Annotated in this window: 9 protein-coding genes; 3 read left to right on the top strand and 6 right to left on the bottom strand. The window is 68.0% G+C overall.

Annotation, left to right across the window (positions count from 1 at the left end; genetic code table 11):
• The first annotated feature begins 146 nt into the window (after positions 1-146).
• The 3 genes from ABIB42_RS18445 (at position 147) to ABIB42_RS18435 (ending at position 8,265) form a co-directional block, all read left to right on the top strand.
• Positions 147-3,326, top strand: a complete 3,180-nt coding sequence (locus ABIB42_RS18445) for a TonB-dependent receptor (RefSeq protein WP_312485180.1) — start codon at positions 147-149, stop codon at positions 3,324-3,326.
• A gap of 69 nt (positions 3,327-3,395) precedes the next feature.
• Positions 3,396-4,427: a glycoside hydrolase family 43 protein gene (locus ABIB42_RS18440; RefSeq protein WP_429248773.1), complete on the top strand. Its 1,032-nt coding sequence runs from the start codon at positions 3,396-3,398 to the stop codon at positions 4,425-4,427.
• A gap of 31 nt (positions 4,428-4,458) precedes the next feature.
• A complete protein-coding gene (locus ABIB42_RS18435; protein WP_429248772.1) occupies positions 4,459-8,265 on the top strand; it encodes a beta-galactosidase in 3,807 nt (1,268 codons plus the stop codon).
• A 27-nt stretch (positions 8,266-8,292) separates the two neighbouring features.
• On the opposite strand, the gene ABIB42_RS18430 is transcribed toward ABIB42_RS18435, so the two are convergent.
• The 6 genes from ABIB42_RS18430 to ABIB42_RS18405 all read right to left on the bottom strand — a co-directional run bounded on the left by ABIB42_RS18430 (position 8,293) and on the right by ABIB42_RS18405 (position 15,294).
• A complete protein-coding gene (locus tag ABIB42_RS18430) occupies positions 8,293-9,699 on the bottom strand; it encodes an FGGY-family carbohydrate kinase (protein ID WP_184235760.1) in 1,407 nt (468 codons plus the stop codon).
• Positions 9,700-9,713: 14 nt separating this feature from the next.
• Positions 9,714-10,766: an ABC transporter permease gene (locus tag ABIB42_RS18425; RefSeq protein ID WP_005670395.1), complete on the bottom strand. Its 1,053-nt coding sequence runs from the start codon at positions 10,764-10,766 to the stop codon at positions 9,714-9,716.
• Positions 10,763-11,782 carry an ABC transporter permease gene (locus ABIB42_RS18420; RefSeq protein WP_005670396.1) on the bottom strand — a complete coding sequence of 340 codons (1,020 nt, stop codon included), beginning with the start codon at positions 11,780-11,782 and terminating at the stop codon, positions 10,763-10,765. Before ABIB42_RS18420 ends, ABIB42_RS18425 begins: the two co-directional genes overlap by 4 nt.
• On the bottom strand, positions 11,779-13,338 hold the full coding sequence (locus ABIB42_RS18415; RefSeq protein ID WP_005670398.1) for a sugar ABC transporter ATP-binding protein: 1,560 nt from the start codon (positions 13,336-13,338) through the stop codon (positions 11,779-11,781). The genes ABIB42_RS18420 and ABIB42_RS18415 overlap by 4 nt, the downstream gene beginning before the upstream one ends.
• 79 nt (positions 13,339-13,417) lie before the next feature.
• The gene (gene rhaS, locus ABIB42_RS18410; RefSeq protein ID WP_005670399.1) at positions 13,418-14,437 is read right to left on the bottom strand and encodes a rhamnose ABC transporter substrate-binding protein; all 1,020 of its coding nucleotides are present in this window, start codon (positions 14,435-14,437) and stop codon (positions 13,418-13,420) included.
• Positions 14,434-15,294, bottom strand: coding sequence for a DeoR/GlpR family DNA-binding transcription regulator (locus ABIB42_RS18405; RefSeq protein ID WP_005670401.1), 861 nt, complete (start codon positions 15,292-15,294; stop codon positions 14,434-14,436). Before ABIB42_RS18405 ends, rhaS begins: the two co-directional genes overlap by 4 nt.
• Between the last annotated feature and the right edge of the window lie 148 nt (positions 15,295-15,442).

The following is a 15,442-nucleotide window of genomic DNA, read 5'->3' as shown; positions in this document are numbered from 1 at the left end:
CTTGAGCGATTCCAGGTCGAATGCGCCCCTTTCGATCAGGTGCATGATTCTTTCAATGCCATATGGAATCAGGCGACTGTACGCACATAGAATGTTTTCAAGGCCAAGCAGTACACCTATAACAGAGCCCTTGGAGACGACGACAGATGAACCAAGCAACGACACGCACGCACGTGCTTCACCCGACCCGCTGCGCGCGGGCGGTAGCCGCAGTGATCGCCCTCCTGGCCGCGCATGGCGCGCTGGCGCAGGAAGCGGCGCAGACGCCGGCGAATCCAGCCCCGGCTTCGACCGCGCCATCGGCCAGCACCCCGCCAGCCACCATCAGCGACGGCGAGACCGCGCCGGCCGTGGTCTACATCGCCGGCACGCGCCGCTCGGTGGCATCGGCCATCGATCGCAAGCTGCGCGCCAGCACCGTGTCCGATTCGATCGTGGCCGAAGACATCGGCCAGTTCCCCGACAAGAACGTGGGCGAAGCCTTGTCGCGCGTGACCGGCGTGCAGCTGTCGCGCGATTTCGGCGAAGGCTCGCAGATCTCGATCCGCGGCGTCGAGCCGGACCTGAACCGCATCGAGATCAACGGCATGTCGGTGCTGAACACGAGCGGCACCGCGGGCCGCGGCGCCGAGCTGCGCGAGCTGGCATCGGAGCTGATCGGCTCGATCGACGTTTACAAGGGCATCACCGCGGACATGACCGAAGGCGGCGTCGGCGGCTCGGTGTCGATCAAGACGCGCAAGCCGCTCGACTTCAAGGAGCCGACCATCGGCACCAGCATCTCGGCCGAACACGCGACTTCGCGCGGCGGCATCCAGCCGCGCGGCAACCTGTACATGGCCGACAAGTACCTGGGCGGCAAGCTGGGCCTGATGGCCAACTTCGTCTACGACGAGGTTCACACCCGCAATGACTACGCGCGCAACACCTCGTGGCGCTTCATCCAGGACTGGGACAAGTCGCCCGAGAAGACCGTGGTCAGCACCGATCCGCGCCTGGCCGCGATCGGCGATGCGGCCAGCTGCGCCACCTCGGGCTTGAGCTCCGCCCAGGCGGATGCCTGCCGGCGCCAGTGGTTCGACTACTCGCCGGGCATTGCGCGCTACGGCATCTGGACCCGCGACCACAAGCGTTCGTCGGGCGAGGTCACTGCGCAGTACGAGTTCAGCAAGAACTTCAACGCCTGGGTGAGCTACCAGGCCAATACCCAGCGTCAGCGCCTGAACGACCGTAACTTCGGCACCGACTTCCCGGATGCGAATCGCCTGGCGAACGCCGGCCAGGCGCCGGTCTACAACCCGGCCACCGGCGTGCCGACCACGGTCGGCACGTGCGTGCCGGCGGCCACGACGCCGGACGATATGGTGATCACGAACCACCACGTCACCTCCTACACCGTCGGCAACTGCCTGTACGCGGCTGGCCGGGGCGGGCAGGGCGCCTTCGGCACCTCGGCGCGCGACTTCCAGCTCGACATCGATTCGCGCTATGCCACCTCGGGCTTCCTCTACAAGCGCGACCGCCTCGAGGTCGAGGGCCTGTTCGGCACCTCGCGCTCGCACTACGACAGCGACAGCAACAACATCGCGCTGACCCAGAATGCGCCGGGGCTGAAAGTGACCCTGGACGACCAGGGCCTGCCGCGCTTTACCTTCCCGTCCGGTTACAGCCCGGATGATCCGGCCTCCTACGTCCAGGCGCAGCTCCAGTACCGCCCGAGCGAGACCAAGAACCAGGAAGACCAGGCCAAGGTCGACCTGCGCTATCGATTGACGACGCCGTTCTTCACCAAGCTGTGGTTCGGCGCCCAGGCGCGCAAGGCCGAATCGACCCAGTACAACGGCGGCGGCTACCTCGCCAGCACTGGCGCCAACCCGGCGTCGACCGCCGACGACATCAATGTGCGCGGCGCCAACATCAACCAGACCGCGATCTACGATCCGTTCTATACCGGCGGCGCGCAGCGTCCGAACGACGCCCAGTCCTTCATCAATTCGGGCTATTCGACCCGCTACATCAACGCCGCGCAAATGGCGCAGCTGATCAGCGCCGTCAGCGGCCGTTCGCCCGGCACCTTCTTCGGCGGCCTGGGGGACGTCAAGGGCATGCCGTCCGGCTGGATGTCGCCGGTGTTCGCGAATGCCTTGCCGTTCTTCGACACGTCGGCCTTCAACCACGACTACCTGTATGACTCGCCCGGCAGCGACGGCAACGTCTATCCGCAGATCCCGGCGTTCGGCGTGGAAGAAAAGATCGCCGCCACCTATCTGCGCCTGGACTGGGCCACGCAGTTGTTCGGCTACGAGGTCGACGGCAATATCGGCATGCGATATACCCGCACCGACAACAAGTCCTCGGGCCTGCAGCGCTATTCGGTGCGTACCGAAACCTCCCCCGGCTCCACGACCTACACCGACGTCGTCATGAGCAACGGGGTCGTCACGGTCGACAACACCTACCACGACTGGCTGCCGAGCTTCAATGGCGCCTTCTGGTTCATCGACAACAAGTTCCTTGCCCGTGTCGGCTGGGCCAAGGCGATGGCGCGCCCGCGCATGGACCTGCTGGCGCCGAACGCCACCTGCGTCCTGGGCAGCGGCAACCCACAGTTCGGCGGCGAAGGCGTCGACACCTGCACCGCCGGCAATCCGGACCTGAAGCCCTACCGCTCGACCAACACCGACTTCAGCCTCGAGTACTACCCGACGCCGGACAGCCAGCTGTCGCTGGCCGTGTTCGAGAAGGACATCTCGAGCTACGTGATCGAGCGCGTGCTCACCCGTGACGTCGACCTGTTCAAGAACGGCCAGCGCTTCAACGTCACCCAAGCCGTCAACGGCGAGGGCGCCACCACCAAGGGCATCGAGCTGGCCGGCCGCACCGCGCTGACCTTCCTGCCGGGCTGGCTGAGCGGCTTCGGCATCGACGCCAACTACACCCGCATGGATTACAAGTACGCGCCGGGCAAGGAGCGCCTGAACCTGCTCGACGACACCGTGCTGCCATATCCCGGCATGTCGAAGACCGCCTACAACCTCTCGCTGTGGTATGACCAGGGCCCGGTCAATGCGCGCCTGGCCTATACCTACCGCGACCGCTTCTTCACCGGCGCCAACGACGTCTCGGGCAACCCGGTATTCCAGGAAAAGACCGGCTTCCTGGACGCGAAGATCCAGTGGCGCTTCAATGACCGCGTGTCGATCGCGCTGGAGGGCAAGAACCTGACCGACGAAGTGCAGCGCAGCGATGCGGGCGACCCGTTCCGGATCAACGAACTGGCCTGGTCTGGACGCCGCTACTTCCTGACCCTGGGCGTCAAGATCTGATCTCGTTCCCGATGTCTGCAGCCAGCCGACCTTGATGGGGTGGCTGGCTTTTTCGCTTGAGAGGACACCATGAAATCCCATGCATTGCCAATCCTGTGCGTGCTGCTGGCGCTGGCCGGCTGCCAGGCCCCGGCCGCATCCGACGATGATGCCGGCTTCGCCAACCCCCTGGTGCGCCAGCGCGCCGATCCCCACGTCACCCTGCATCCGGACGGCTGGTACTATTTCACGGCCACGGTGCCCGAGTACGACCGCATCGAGCTGCGCCGCGCGCGCAGCCTCGCCGAACTCGGGAAGGCCGAGGCCCGGGTCGTCTGGCGCAAGCACGCCAGCGGCGAGATGGGCGCCCACATCTGGGCGCCCGAGCTGCACCGCATCGACGGCAAGTGGTATCTGTACTTCAGCGCCGGCCGCGCCGACAAGGTGTGGGAGATCCGGCTCTACGTGCTGGAGAACAGCGCGGAGAATCCGTTCGAGGGCGAATGGATCGAGCGCGGCCAGCTCAAGACCGGCTGGGAGAGCTTCGCGCTCGACGCCACCACCTTTGCGCACCGCGGCCAGCGCTACCTCTCATGGACCCAGGTCGCGCCGGACGGCAGCAAGGGCACCAACATCTACCTGGCGCGGATGGACGGTCCGCTGGCGATCCGCCAGCCGGCCGTGCTGCTGACGCGTCCCGAGCACGCCTGGGAAAGGATCGGCCACTGGGTCAACGAAGCGCCGGCGGTGCTGGTCAAGCATGGCCGCGTCCTGATGACCTATTCGGCCAGCGCCACCGACGCCAACTACGCGCTCGGCCTGCTGTGGGCGCAAGAGGACGCCGACCTGCTCGACCCGGACGCGTGGACCAAGTCGCCGCAGCCGGTCCTGCGCAGCAGCGAGAAGACCGGCCAGTATGGACCTGGCCACAACAGTTTTACCACCAGCCGGGACGGCAAGACCGACATCCTGGTCTACCATGCGCGCGACTATCGCGACATCGTGGGCGAGCCGCTGCGCGACCCGAACCGCCACACGCGCGCGAAGGCGATCATCTGGCGCGACGACGGCATGCCCGACTTCGGCGAGCCGGTCGCAGACAGGGAGGCAGCGAAGCAATGAACAGCGTGGATATGCAGCAAAGGAGTGCGATATGAAGTGGTATCACTCGATGGCGGCGGCCTGCGCCGCCCTGTGCGCGGCAGGCTTGCCCTCGGCCCAGGAGCTCGGCATTCCCCAGGGTTCGGGGATGCAGGCGGCGCGTGACGCCGCCAAGGCAGGCGACAGCGATGGCCGAGTCGTCCTGATGCCGGCGCTGACGGCCGGCGCGGCCAATGCGCTGAGCATCCTGGTCTCGAACGACGGCGCCGATTTTACCTCGCTGGCTTCCGAGACCTGGACTCCGCCCGCCGGCGACCTGCGCGATCCGGCGCTGGCGCGTCACGCCGACGGTCGCTACTACCTGGCGTATGCGAACGGCGCAGGCGGCATCGGACTGGCCCGCTCGCCCGATCTGCGGCAGTGGGAGTTCTTGCGCGACATCCCGCTGGGCGGCGCCGGCCAGTCCGGCAAGCCCGGCTGGGTGCGCGAGCGCGACGGCACTCTCAAGCTCGTGTTCGCGAACGCCGGGGGCGTCCACATGGTCGCGCCGGACGCGCAACTGGCCAACTGGTCGGCGCCACGGCGGCTGGAAGGGCTGGCCGGCCACCTTGACGCGGCCGTTCTGCTCGATGGCGAAGGCTATGTGGCGGTGGCGCGCCACCAGGGCGGCCGGCTGGCGCTGGCGCGCGCCGCCTCCCTGGCCGGCCCATGGAAGGTCGAGGCCACCCTGGACAAGCTCGGCGCCGGCGTGACGGCGGCGGCCCTGGTGCGTCATGGCCCGGCCCTGCGCCTGTACGGCGTCGACGCCGGTCGGCGCGCATGGCACGCCGACAGCCTCGATGGCGGCCGCACCTGGGGCGAACGGCGGCGCCTGACCGGCACCGCGGCGATGGCGTCGGGGTTTGGCGCGTTGGCGGGCGATGCCGGGGAGCTGGTCGGCGTGTCGGCGCCCAAGGGAGCGCCACGGAAGGTGAGCTGGGATCAGTATTCCCTCAAGATCGATGGCAAGCGGGTGGTGGTGTGGTCGGGCGAGATCCACCCGTTCCGCCTGCCCAACCCAGCCCTGTGGCGCGACGTGATGCAGAAGATGAAGGCGCTCGGCTTCAATGGCGTGGCCTTCTATTTCGACTGGGGCTACCATTCGCCGGCGCCCGGGGTCTACGATTTCTCGGGCATCCGCAACGTCGAGCGCGCGCTGCAGATCGCAAAAGAGGAGGGCCTGTACGTCATCGCCCGCACCGGCCCGTACATCAACTCGGAATTGACCGGCGGCGGCTATCCGGGCTGGATGTTCCGCAACCGCGGTGAGGCGCGCACCGACGACCCGGTGTACCTGGCGGCGGTGGACGAGTGGATGACCCGGGTGAACGCGATCATCGCGCGCCACCAGGTCACCGATGGCGGCGGCAACGTGATCGCCTACCAGCTCGAGAACGAACTGGGCAAGGTGGAGCCCAAGCACGTGCGCCAGATGGAGCACCTGGCGCGCAAGGCGCGCCGTGACGGCATCACGGTGCCGTTCTTCCACAACGCCGCCGGCCGCCTGCCCGACTGGACGCCGAAGGACTCGAGCGCGGCGTGGGCCAATCCCGGCCCGACCGACATCTATGCCTTCGACGGCTACCCGGGCGGCAGCTGCGACGTGCACGCCAACCCCGCCGGCGCCAACAAGGCGCCCGACTGGGGCATCCATGGCGCGCCTGGCCCGCGCGCCGGTGCGCTGTCTTCCCCCGGCACGCCGGGCTTCGCGGCGGAACTGGGCGGCGGCTGGTTCGACTACTGGGGCTCGAACGGCACCTATGCCTGCACCGCCGAGCGCCAGGGCAAGGGCTACCAGCGGGTGTTCTATGGGACGAACCTGATCAACCGGATCACGATCCACAACGTCTACATGACCTTCGGCGGCACTTCGTGGGGCTGGCTGGCCGGTCCGGTGGTCTACACCTCGTACGACTACGGCGCGGCGATTGCGGAAGACCGCGGCCTGCGTCCCAAGGCCTATGCGCTCAAGCAGCAGGGCATGTTCGTCCAGGCCGCCGAAGCGGTGCTGGCCGAGATGGACAAGGGGCCGCCGCTGGCGCCGGCGGACGGCAAGGTCAGGGTTTACCACAACGTCAACAAGCGCCTGGGCGCCCACGTGGTGTTCGCGGCCCACAATCCCCTCGATGGCAAGGGAGAGGAGCGTTTCAGCGTCAGGCTCGCCACGCGCGACGGCGAGTACACGATCGCCTCGACCCTGCGCGGGCAGGACGCGCGCATGCTGCTGGCCTCCTACGATATGGAACGCCAGCGCCTGGTGTATTCGACCTCCGAGCTGCAGACGCACCTGCGCGACGGGGAACGCGACATCGTGCTCCTGCACGGACGCGATAGCCTCGAGGGCGAGACCGTGCTGCGCTATGCCGGCGCGCCGAAGGTCGAGGTGCTGGCGGGCCGGGTGCAGTCGCGCTGGGACGCGGCGAAGGGCGACCTGGTGCTGAACTACGTGCACGAAGGCCTGGCGCGGGTGCGCATCTCGGGCGGCGGGCGAGCCCCGATGCTGCTCCTGCTGGCGGACGAACAGACCAGCATGCAGTTCTGGACCCAGGACACCGGGGCCGGACGCGCCTTGCAACTGACGCCGGCGCTGGTGCGTTCGGCGCGGCTCGCCGGCGGCCTGCTTGCCATGACGGGCGACGTCGACCAGGATGGCGCCATCGAGATCTGGGGGCCGGCGTTCGAGGCGGCCAGCTTTAACGGACAACCACTGGCGCTCACGCGCCAGCCGGACGGCAGCATGCGCGCGGCCGGACTGAAGGGCCCGGAGGCGGTGCGCGTGCCGGACCTGGCCCGGCTGGCCTGGACCCGGCGCATGGACAGCCTGGAGGCGGCGCCGCGCTTCGACGACAGCGCCTGGGTGCGGGCCGACCGGCGTCCATCGGCGGCCCAGACCTGGACCATGCCGGAACGCGGGCAGCCGACCCTGGCGATGAGCGACTACGGCTTCCACCACGGCGACGTGTGGTATCGCGGGCGCTTCACCACCTCAGACCCGAAGGCCCAGCAGCTCGAGCTGTTCTACGGGGCCGGCGGCGCCGGCATGATCCAGGTATGGATCGACGGCCGCTTCGTCGGCCAGCACGAGCTGGACACCGGCCGCTCGTTCCCGGAGACGACCGACAGCGTCAAGCTCGACCTGGGCAAGCTCACGCCGGGCGAGCACGTGATCGCGGTCATGGTGCGCAACAACGGCCATAACTGGAACCTGATGGCGGACGACTTCCATCGCGAGGCGCGCGGCCTGATCTCGGCCTCGTTGACGAGCCGCGGCGGCCAGCGCTTCGGCACGCCGATCGCCTGGCGCATCCAGGGCCGCCAGGGCGGCGAGGAACTGGTCGACCGCGTGCGCGGCCCGATGAACAACGGAGGCCTGTATGGCGAGCGCGCCGGCTGGCACCTGCCGACCGCGTCGTCCCAGGTTTGGCAGTCCGCTCGCCCGACCGACGCCCCGCCGGCCGCCGGCACCTATTGGCTGCGCACGCAATTCAAGCTCGACCTGCCGCGCGACCACGACGTCCAGCTGGCCCTGGCCTTCGGCGACACCGACAAGCCACGCTCCGAACGCGACAACCGCGCGCTGATTTTCGTGAACGGCTGGAACATGGGCCAGTTCATCGCCCATATCGGCCCGCAGCGCACCTTCGTCATCCCGCCCGGCATCCTGAACCCGCACGGCGAGAACACGATCGCGCTGGCGGTCACGACCGACGGCCGCCCCGAGAACGCGCTGGAACCCATAAGGCTAGTCACTTTGCGCACGACCCGCGGCGGCGTCCCCCTCGAGATAATGACCGTCCAGGATGGGCAACCCCAAAAATAGCGATCCTTATTCCACCATTAATGAGGGTCAGTGAGCGTGGGATAGTTGTGGGGTGGCTGTGGAGAGTGCGGCGCGCCACGCGGCGCGGTAGGCGGACAGGCCGGCGACCGCGCGCGGCGGCTTGGGGTGGTGCTGGCCGGTCGGGGTGGCGTCGCGGTAGCGCAGAAGCCAGCCGCCGCAGGTGGTGCCGCTGGCGTCGTCGGAGTAGGCCAGCGCCTGGTGGGGACGCAAGCTGGCCAGCAAGGGGCCGAACCAGGGATTCGCCGTGAAGCTGCCTTCGACGGTGATCGGGCCGCGCGCGCCGAGCGCGTCGAGGCAGTAGTCGGTCATCAGGACACAGTACAGCGTGGCGAGCGCGAAGCGTTCGCCGACGTCGGCGGGGGGCGGTCCCTCGATATGGCCTTGCCGGCCTGCGAATGGGCCGCCGCCATCGGCGAAGCACGGCAGCGCCATCGTGCCGCGCGCGATCAGCCGTTCGAGCTGCTCGAATGAACAGGTGCCTGGCTGGTCGCCCGCCAGCGCGCCAAATTCGCGTCCGCCCATGAAACGCATGCAGGCCACTGGCTGGCCGAGGGCGTTGGTATTGGCCAGCATGTCGGCGTCTTCGCGCAGGCCGGCGAGACCGACGCCGAAGGCGGCCGCGATCAGCCAGGTGCCGGTCGACAGCACGGTGCGCGGCGCGCCGGGGGCATCCGCGCCATCGCGGCCCAGGTGGCGCAGCAGCGAGGCATTGCTGTCGTGGATGCCGCACAGGACTTCGCAGCCTGGCGCCAGCCCGGTGGCTTGCGCGACCTCGGGACGCAGCACGCCGAGCGCCGCCCAGGCGGGCGCCAATGGCGGCAGCTGGGCTTCCCAGCCCATGCGCGTCACCAGTGACGAATAGTCCTGGCGCACCGGGTCCCACATATCGGTATGGCAGCCGAGCGACGTCGCTTCGCCGGCGGCGACGCCGCACAGGCGCCAGGCCCAGTACTGCGGATACATCAGGATGTGGCGCGCCCGCGCGAAGGGTTCGGGGTGCTCCTGCTGCAGCCAGGCCAGCTGGCGGCCCAGGTTCAGGCCTGCCGGCAGCAGCGGCGAACAGGTCTGCGCATAAGCTGGCCGCAGTGCGGCGTAGTCGAGGTCCGGCAGCGCCGCCTCGTAATCGAGCACCGGCAGCACCAGGCCGTCGTCGTCGACCAGGGCGGCGGTGGCGCCGTGGGTGACGGGCACGATCGCCGTCACCCGCGCCTGGCCGGCGAAGGCGCGGCAGGTCGCCAGCATCCAGTCCCAGATGCCGTCGGTATCGTGGTGCGGATAGGGGCCGTCGTGCAGGATCGCATTGGGCCGGCGCCGTTCGGCCAGCAGCCGTCCGGCCGCATCGACCAGGGCCAGCTTGACGTTCGTCTTGCCGATGTCGAGTACGATCAGCGCGTCGTCCGGGGTCGCTTGCATGGGGGCGCGCTCCATCAATGGCGGGTCGGCTTGCCGCGCAACAGGCGCGACAACGCGATGGTCGCCAGCAGCAGCACGCCGACCACGATCGTCATGTAGATGCCGGGCACGTTGGCCAGCGCCAGGCCATAGGTCACCGCGCCCATCGTCAGCACCGCCAGCAGCACGCCGCCGATGGTGCCGGCGCCGCCGGCGATGCTCACGCCGCCCAGGATCACCATGGTGATGATCTCGAGCTCCCAGCCGGTGGCGATGTTCGGCCGCGTGCTGCCGATGCGGCCGGTCAGCAGGAAGGCCGCCAGGCCCGCCATGGCGCCGGTGAGCATGAACAGGCCCAGGCGGTAGCGGTCGACCGCGATGCCCGAGAAGCGCGCGGCGTCCGGATTATTGCCGATGGCGTAGATGCGGCGGCCCGCCGTGGTGGCATGCAGCACCACCGCGAACAGCAGCGCGAAACCGAGCAGGATCACGAAGGCGCGTGGCACCACGCCGAAGAAGGTGCCCTGGCCCCAGTCGGCCATGAGCTGCGGGTAGTTGGTGAAGGCCTGGTCGCCCAGCGCCACGCTGGCCAGGCCCCGGTACAGGGCGATGGTGCCGATGGTGACGACGATCGAGGGCAGCATGAAGCGCGTGACCAGGAAGCCATTGAGCCAGCCGCAGGCCAGGCCGGTGCCGACCGCCACGAACAGCAGGGTCTCGGCCGGCAGGCCGGCCGTATGCGCCAGGCCCATGGCGACCGACGACAGCGCCAGCGTGCCGGCCACCGAGATATCGATCTCGCGGCAGATGATCAACAATGCCATCGGCAGCGCGATCAGCGCCTTCTCGCTGAAGTTGACGGTGCCATCGAGCAGGTTGTAGGGATCGAGGAAGTGCTCGAGCGTGACGCCGCCGGCGACGAACACCGCCAGCAGCAGCAGGGCAAGCAGGGTCTCCCAGCGCGCCAGCACATGGCGCAGGCCCGGCTTCTTGCGGTCGAGGATCGTATAACGCGATGTGTGGCTGGAGTCGTTCACGGTCTTGATATCGAGTGGGGGTTCGACCTGGGCGATGCTGGTCGCATTCATGCTGGGCTCCTTGCGGCCGGAACGTCGGTGCGGTGCAGCGGCAGGATCTGGCGGCTGCGCTTGCGGTTGCCGCCGGCATTGAGCAGCACGGCCACCAGGATCACGGCGCCGGTCAGCGCGCTTTGCCAGAACGGCGAGACCTGCAGCACCGGCAGGGCATTGCCGATCACCGACAGGAACAGGGCGCCGAGCACGGTGCCGAGCACCGAGCCGACGCCGCCGGCGATGCTGGCGCCGCCGATCACGCAGGCGGCGATCACGGTGAATTCGAAACCATAGGCGATCTCGGTATACGCGACCGCATAGCGCGCCACCCACAGGTAGCCGCACAGGCCCGCCACCATGCCCGACAGGCCATAGGTCCAGAGCAGGCGGCGCGCGGTCGGAATGCCGATGTAGGCGGCGCATTGCGGCGCATTGCCGATCGCGTACAGGTCGCGCCCGAAGCGGGTGTAACGGGCCAGGAAGGCCATCGCCAGCACCGCGCCGAAGGCGATCCACACCAGGTGCGGCAGGCCGAACAGGCGCTGCAGCGGGAAGCCGATGAAGTTGGCCGGCATCTGGTGCGCCGACACCCAGGCGCCGCCCGAGATCACGAACACCAGGCCGCGGTACACGCTCATGGCGCCCAGCGTGACCACGATCGGCGGCAAGGCCAGATAGCCGATCAAGCCGCCGTTGACGAGGCCAAGGGCCAGGCCCGTGCCGGCCGCGGCCAGCATCACCAGCGCCAGCGGCAGCTCTGGATTACCCGACGCCAGCATGGCCGCGACCATGCCCGACAGGGCCAGGTTCGAGGCCACCGACAGGTCGATGCCGCGGGTGACGATCACCAGCATCTGGGTCAGGGCCAGCATCACGAGCAGGGTGCTGTCGGTGAGCAGGTTGGCCAGCGAGGCGGTGGTGAGAAAGACCCGGGCGCGCAGGCCGACCAGCAGCACCAGGGCCACCACCATCACGGCCAGCAAGGCCTCGCGCTGCCTGAATACCTCGCTCATGGGGACACGCTTGATCATGGCGCCACCTCCAGTCCCAGGTCGACCCCGGATGCGGCTGCGACCACGGTCTCGGGCGTGGCCTCGCCGCGCGCGAATTCGCGCACCACGCGGCCCTGGCGCATCACGACCACGCGGTCGGCCAGGCCCAGCACCTCGGGCAGTTCGGACGAGACCAGGATCACCGACAGGCCGCGTTCGACCAGGCCGCTCACGAAGCGGTGCACGGCGGCCTTGGAGCCGATGTCGATGCCCTTGGTGGGTTCGTCGAGGATGATGACCTTGGGATCGGTGGCCAGCCACTTGCCGAGCACCACCTTCTGCTGGTTGCCGCCCGAGAGCTCGTCGACGTTCTGGCTCAGGTAGGCGGCCTTCAGTTCCAGCTGTTCGGCGAAGCGGCGCGCCAGCGCGGCCTCGGCCCGGGCACGGGGGAAGAAACCCAGCTTGGACAGGATCGGCAGCGTGATGTTGTGCATGATCGGCATGGTCAGGTGCGCACCATGGTGCTGGCGGTCCTCGGGCACATACGCCAGGCCGCATGCGATCGCTTCGCCCGGGTTGCCAAATACCGCCGGCTGGCCCTCCAGCCGCACGCTGCCAGTCACCCGCGTCGTCAATCCGAACAGCGCCTGCATCACCTCCGAACGCCCGGCGCCCACCAGTCCATAAAAGCCGAGGATTTCCCCCTTGCGCAGGGTGAAGCCGACATCCTGGAATTCGGTCGGGTGGCTCAAGCCCTCGACCTCCAGCAGCGGCGCGCCGATTGCTACCTCGGCCTTCGGATAGGCCTGGTGCACCGCGCGGCCGACCATCAGCGCCACCAGCTCCGGCTCCTTCACGTCGGCGAGCCGGCCTTCGGCCACGAACTGGCCGTCGCGCAGCACCGTGTAGCAGTCGGCCACTTCATAGATCTCGTCGAACTTGTGCGAGATGAAGATGACGGCGGTGCCGCGCGCCCGCAAGCCGTCGATGATGCGATACAGCTCGCGGATCTCGCGCTGCGACAGCGCGGCGGTCGGCTCGTCCATGATCACCACGCGCGCATCCTGCGACAGGGCGCGCGCGATCTCGACGAAGTGGCGCTGGGCCACCGACAGGTCGCGCACGCGGGCGCGCACCGGCAGCGACACCTCCAGGCGCGCGAACAGCTCCTCGGCATCGGCTTCGATGCCGGCCCAGTCGATGCGCCGCGCCGGGCCGCGGGTCGGGTGGCGCCCCACATAGATGTTCTCGGCCACCGACAATTCGTCGAACATCACGGTTTCCTGGTGCACGGCAGTGATGCCGGCGGCCATCGCTTGCTGCGGGCTGCCGAAGGACACCGGCTTCCCGTCGAGCAGGATCGCGCCTTCGTCGGGACGGTGGATGCCGGTCAGGGTCTTGACCAGGGTCGACTTTCCGGCCCCGTTCTCGCCGATCAGGGCCATGACTTCGCCGGGGCGGATGGACAGGCGCACGCCATTCAGGGCGCAGACGCCGTTGAAGCGCTTGGTGATGCCGGTCAGCTGCAGTACCGGCGCGGCGGGCGCGCCGTCGTGCGGGCGCAGGGGAGGGCTTGTCAGTTGGGTCACTGGCATATGGGTGCTGCAAACGGATGAAAGGCGCCGCGCGCCGATCTTGCAAATCGCATCGATCGCGCGCGGCGGACGGGCCGGGTCAGAACAGCTTGGCGAACTTGTCGACGTTGCCGGCGTTGTAGGTGAACGGCGGGCCGAGGGCGGTTTCGCCGTTGGCGTCCAGGGTCACGGCGCCCAGGCGGCCGACCGCGACGGTCGCGCCAGCGCTGGAAGTCGCCTTGCCGGCCACGAACTGGTGGGCCGCATAGGTGGCGGCGTAGCCCAGGTCGATCGGGTTCCAGATCGCGAATTCGCGCACCGCGCCGCTCTTGACGTGGCCGGCCATCTCGGACGGCAGGCCCAGGCCGGTGACGAACACCTTGCCCACCAGGCCCTCGTCGGCCACCGCCTTGCTGGCGGCGACGATGCCGACCGTGGTCGGCGCAATGATCGCCTTCAGGTTCGGATGGCTGCGCAACAGGCCGATCGCTTCGCGGTAGCTCTTGTCCGACTGGTCGTCGCCATACACGGTCGCCACCAGCTTCAGGCCCGCGTACTGGGGCTGCTCGAGCGTCTTCTTCATGACGCCGATCCAGATGTTCTGGTTGGTCGCCTGGGCCGACGCCGACAGGATCGCCAGCTCGCCCTTGCCGTCCAGTTCCGCCGCCGCCATCTCGATCTGCTTCTGGCCGATCAGTTCCGCATTGGAGGGATTGAGCTGCATCTGGCGCCCGTCGGGGGCCAGCGCGCTGTCGAACGAGATCACCTTGATCCCGCGCTGCATCGCCTTCTTGGCGATCGGCACCAGGGCATTCGGGTCGTTGGCCGAGACCACGATCGCATCGACCTTCTGGCTGATCAGGGAATTGATGATCTCGATCTGGCCTTCCGCGCTGGGCGTGGTCGGGCCGGTATAGATGATCTCGACCCCGCCGATCTCGGCGGCGGCATCCTTCGCGCCCTGGTGGGCGGCGTCGAAGAAGCCGTTGCCCAGGCTTTTGACGACCATCGCGATGCGGGTCGGTTCAGGCGCATCCGCGGCCTTCTTGTCGGCGCAGCCGGCCAGGCCGGCGAACACGCCGACGGCCGCCGCGGCGAGCAGGAGCTGTTTGATCTTCAATGCGAAATCTCCATCAGGGCTGCGGACTGGAAGTCATATTGGGGGCTGTAGCGCGTGGTGCGCAGCGCCGGCATCTCGCCGTCGGGTTCGACGGTGACGACCTTCACGCCATACTGCTCGAGCAGCTGCACCGCCTTGTCGGAAGCGTCGGTGTCGGTGATCACGGTGGACACGCGATCCAGGCCGCACAGGATCAGGCCGGCCTTGCGCGCGAACTTCGAGCTGTCGGCCAGCACCACCAGTTCCTCGGCCTGGCTGATCAGGCGCTTCTCGGCCTGGATCAGGAGCGGGTCGGCTTCCATCAATCCCAGCAGCGACAGGCCGTAGACGCTCATGAACATCTTGGTGGCATAGTGGTGCTGGGTGATGTCGTTGTCGAACGGCGAAAGGATGACGTTCTGCTCGCGGTACACGCGCCCGCCCGGCACGATGATCTCGTTCTCGCTCGAGACCAGCAGGCGTTCGGCCATCAGGAAAGAGTTGGTCAGGATCTTCAGCTGCTTCTCGGTGAGGAACTCGGCCATCATGAAGGTGGTGGTGCCACCGTTGATGATGATCGTCTCGCCGTCGTTGCACATGCCGGCCGCATGGCGGGCGATGGCGCGCTTGCGCGAGGCGAAGCACTGGATATTGTTCTGGAACGTTTCGCTGGTCAGCGGGAACTGGCGCGTCTTGGGCAGCAGGTTCTCGGCGCCGCCCCGGGTGCGGGTGAGCAGGTTGCGTCCCGCCAGCCAGCTGATGTCGCGCCGGACCGTCGCCGGGGACGCATTGAGCCATTCGACAAGCTGCTGGACCGTCGCCGTCTGGTGCTCGGCAAGCAGTTTCAGCAAACGCTTGCGGCGTTTGTGATTCACCATATTGTGTCTCCTCCGTAAGCCGTCTGGTTGTGTGCGGCATGGGACCCGTCGTTCCAGGCCTCTTGTGGGCAGGAATCGCGGGGTGTTCGAAAAGAGTAGTTTCTAGATGCAATATCGTCAATCACCAAATGATCATTTGACTGATTAT

This window comes from Massilia sp. UYP32 (assembly GCF_050434365.1).
In the GTDB taxonomy this organism is placed as follows: Bacteria; Pseudomonadota; Gammaproteobacteria; order Burkholderiales; family Burkholderiaceae_D; genus Telluria; species Telluria timonae.
This window is presented reverse-complemented; position numbering and strand designations above follow the sequence as displayed.

Excerpts from the sequence above, each read along its gene's own strand:
- ABIB42_RS18445 (WP_312485180.1), top strand. The coding sequence starts at position 147 with ATGAACCAAGCAACGACACGCACGCACGTGCTTCACCCGACCCGCTGC.
- ABIB42_RS18405 (WP_005670401.1), bottom strand. The coding sequence starts at position 15,294 with ATGGTGAATCACAAACGCCGCAAGCGTTTGCTGAAACTGCTTGCCGAG.
- ABIB42_RS18420 (WP_005670396.1), bottom strand. The coding sequence starts at position 11,782 with ATGATCAAGCGTGTCCCCATGAGCGAGGTATTCAGGCAGCGCGAGGCC.
- ABIB42_RS18425 (WP_005670395.1), bottom strand. The coding sequence starts at position 10,766 with ATGAATGCGACCAGCATCGCCCAGGTCGAACCCCCACTCGATATCAAG.
- ABIB42_RS18435 (WP_429248772.1), top strand. The coding sequence starts at position 4,459 with ATGAAGTGGTATCACTCGATGGCGGCGGCCTGCGCCGCCCTGTGCGCG.
- ABIB42_RS18440 (WP_429248773.1), top strand. The coding sequence starts at position 3,396 with ATGAAATCCCATGCATTGCCAATCCTGTGCGTGCTGCTGGCGCTGGCC.
- ABIB42_RS18430 (WP_184235760.1), bottom strand. The coding sequence starts at position 9,699 with ATGCAAGCGACCCCGGACGACGCGCTGATCGTACTCGACATCGGCAAG.
- ABIB42_RS18415 (WP_005670398.1), bottom strand. The coding sequence starts at position 13,338 with ATGCCAGTGACCCAACTGACAAGCCCTCCCCTGCGCCCGCACGACGGC.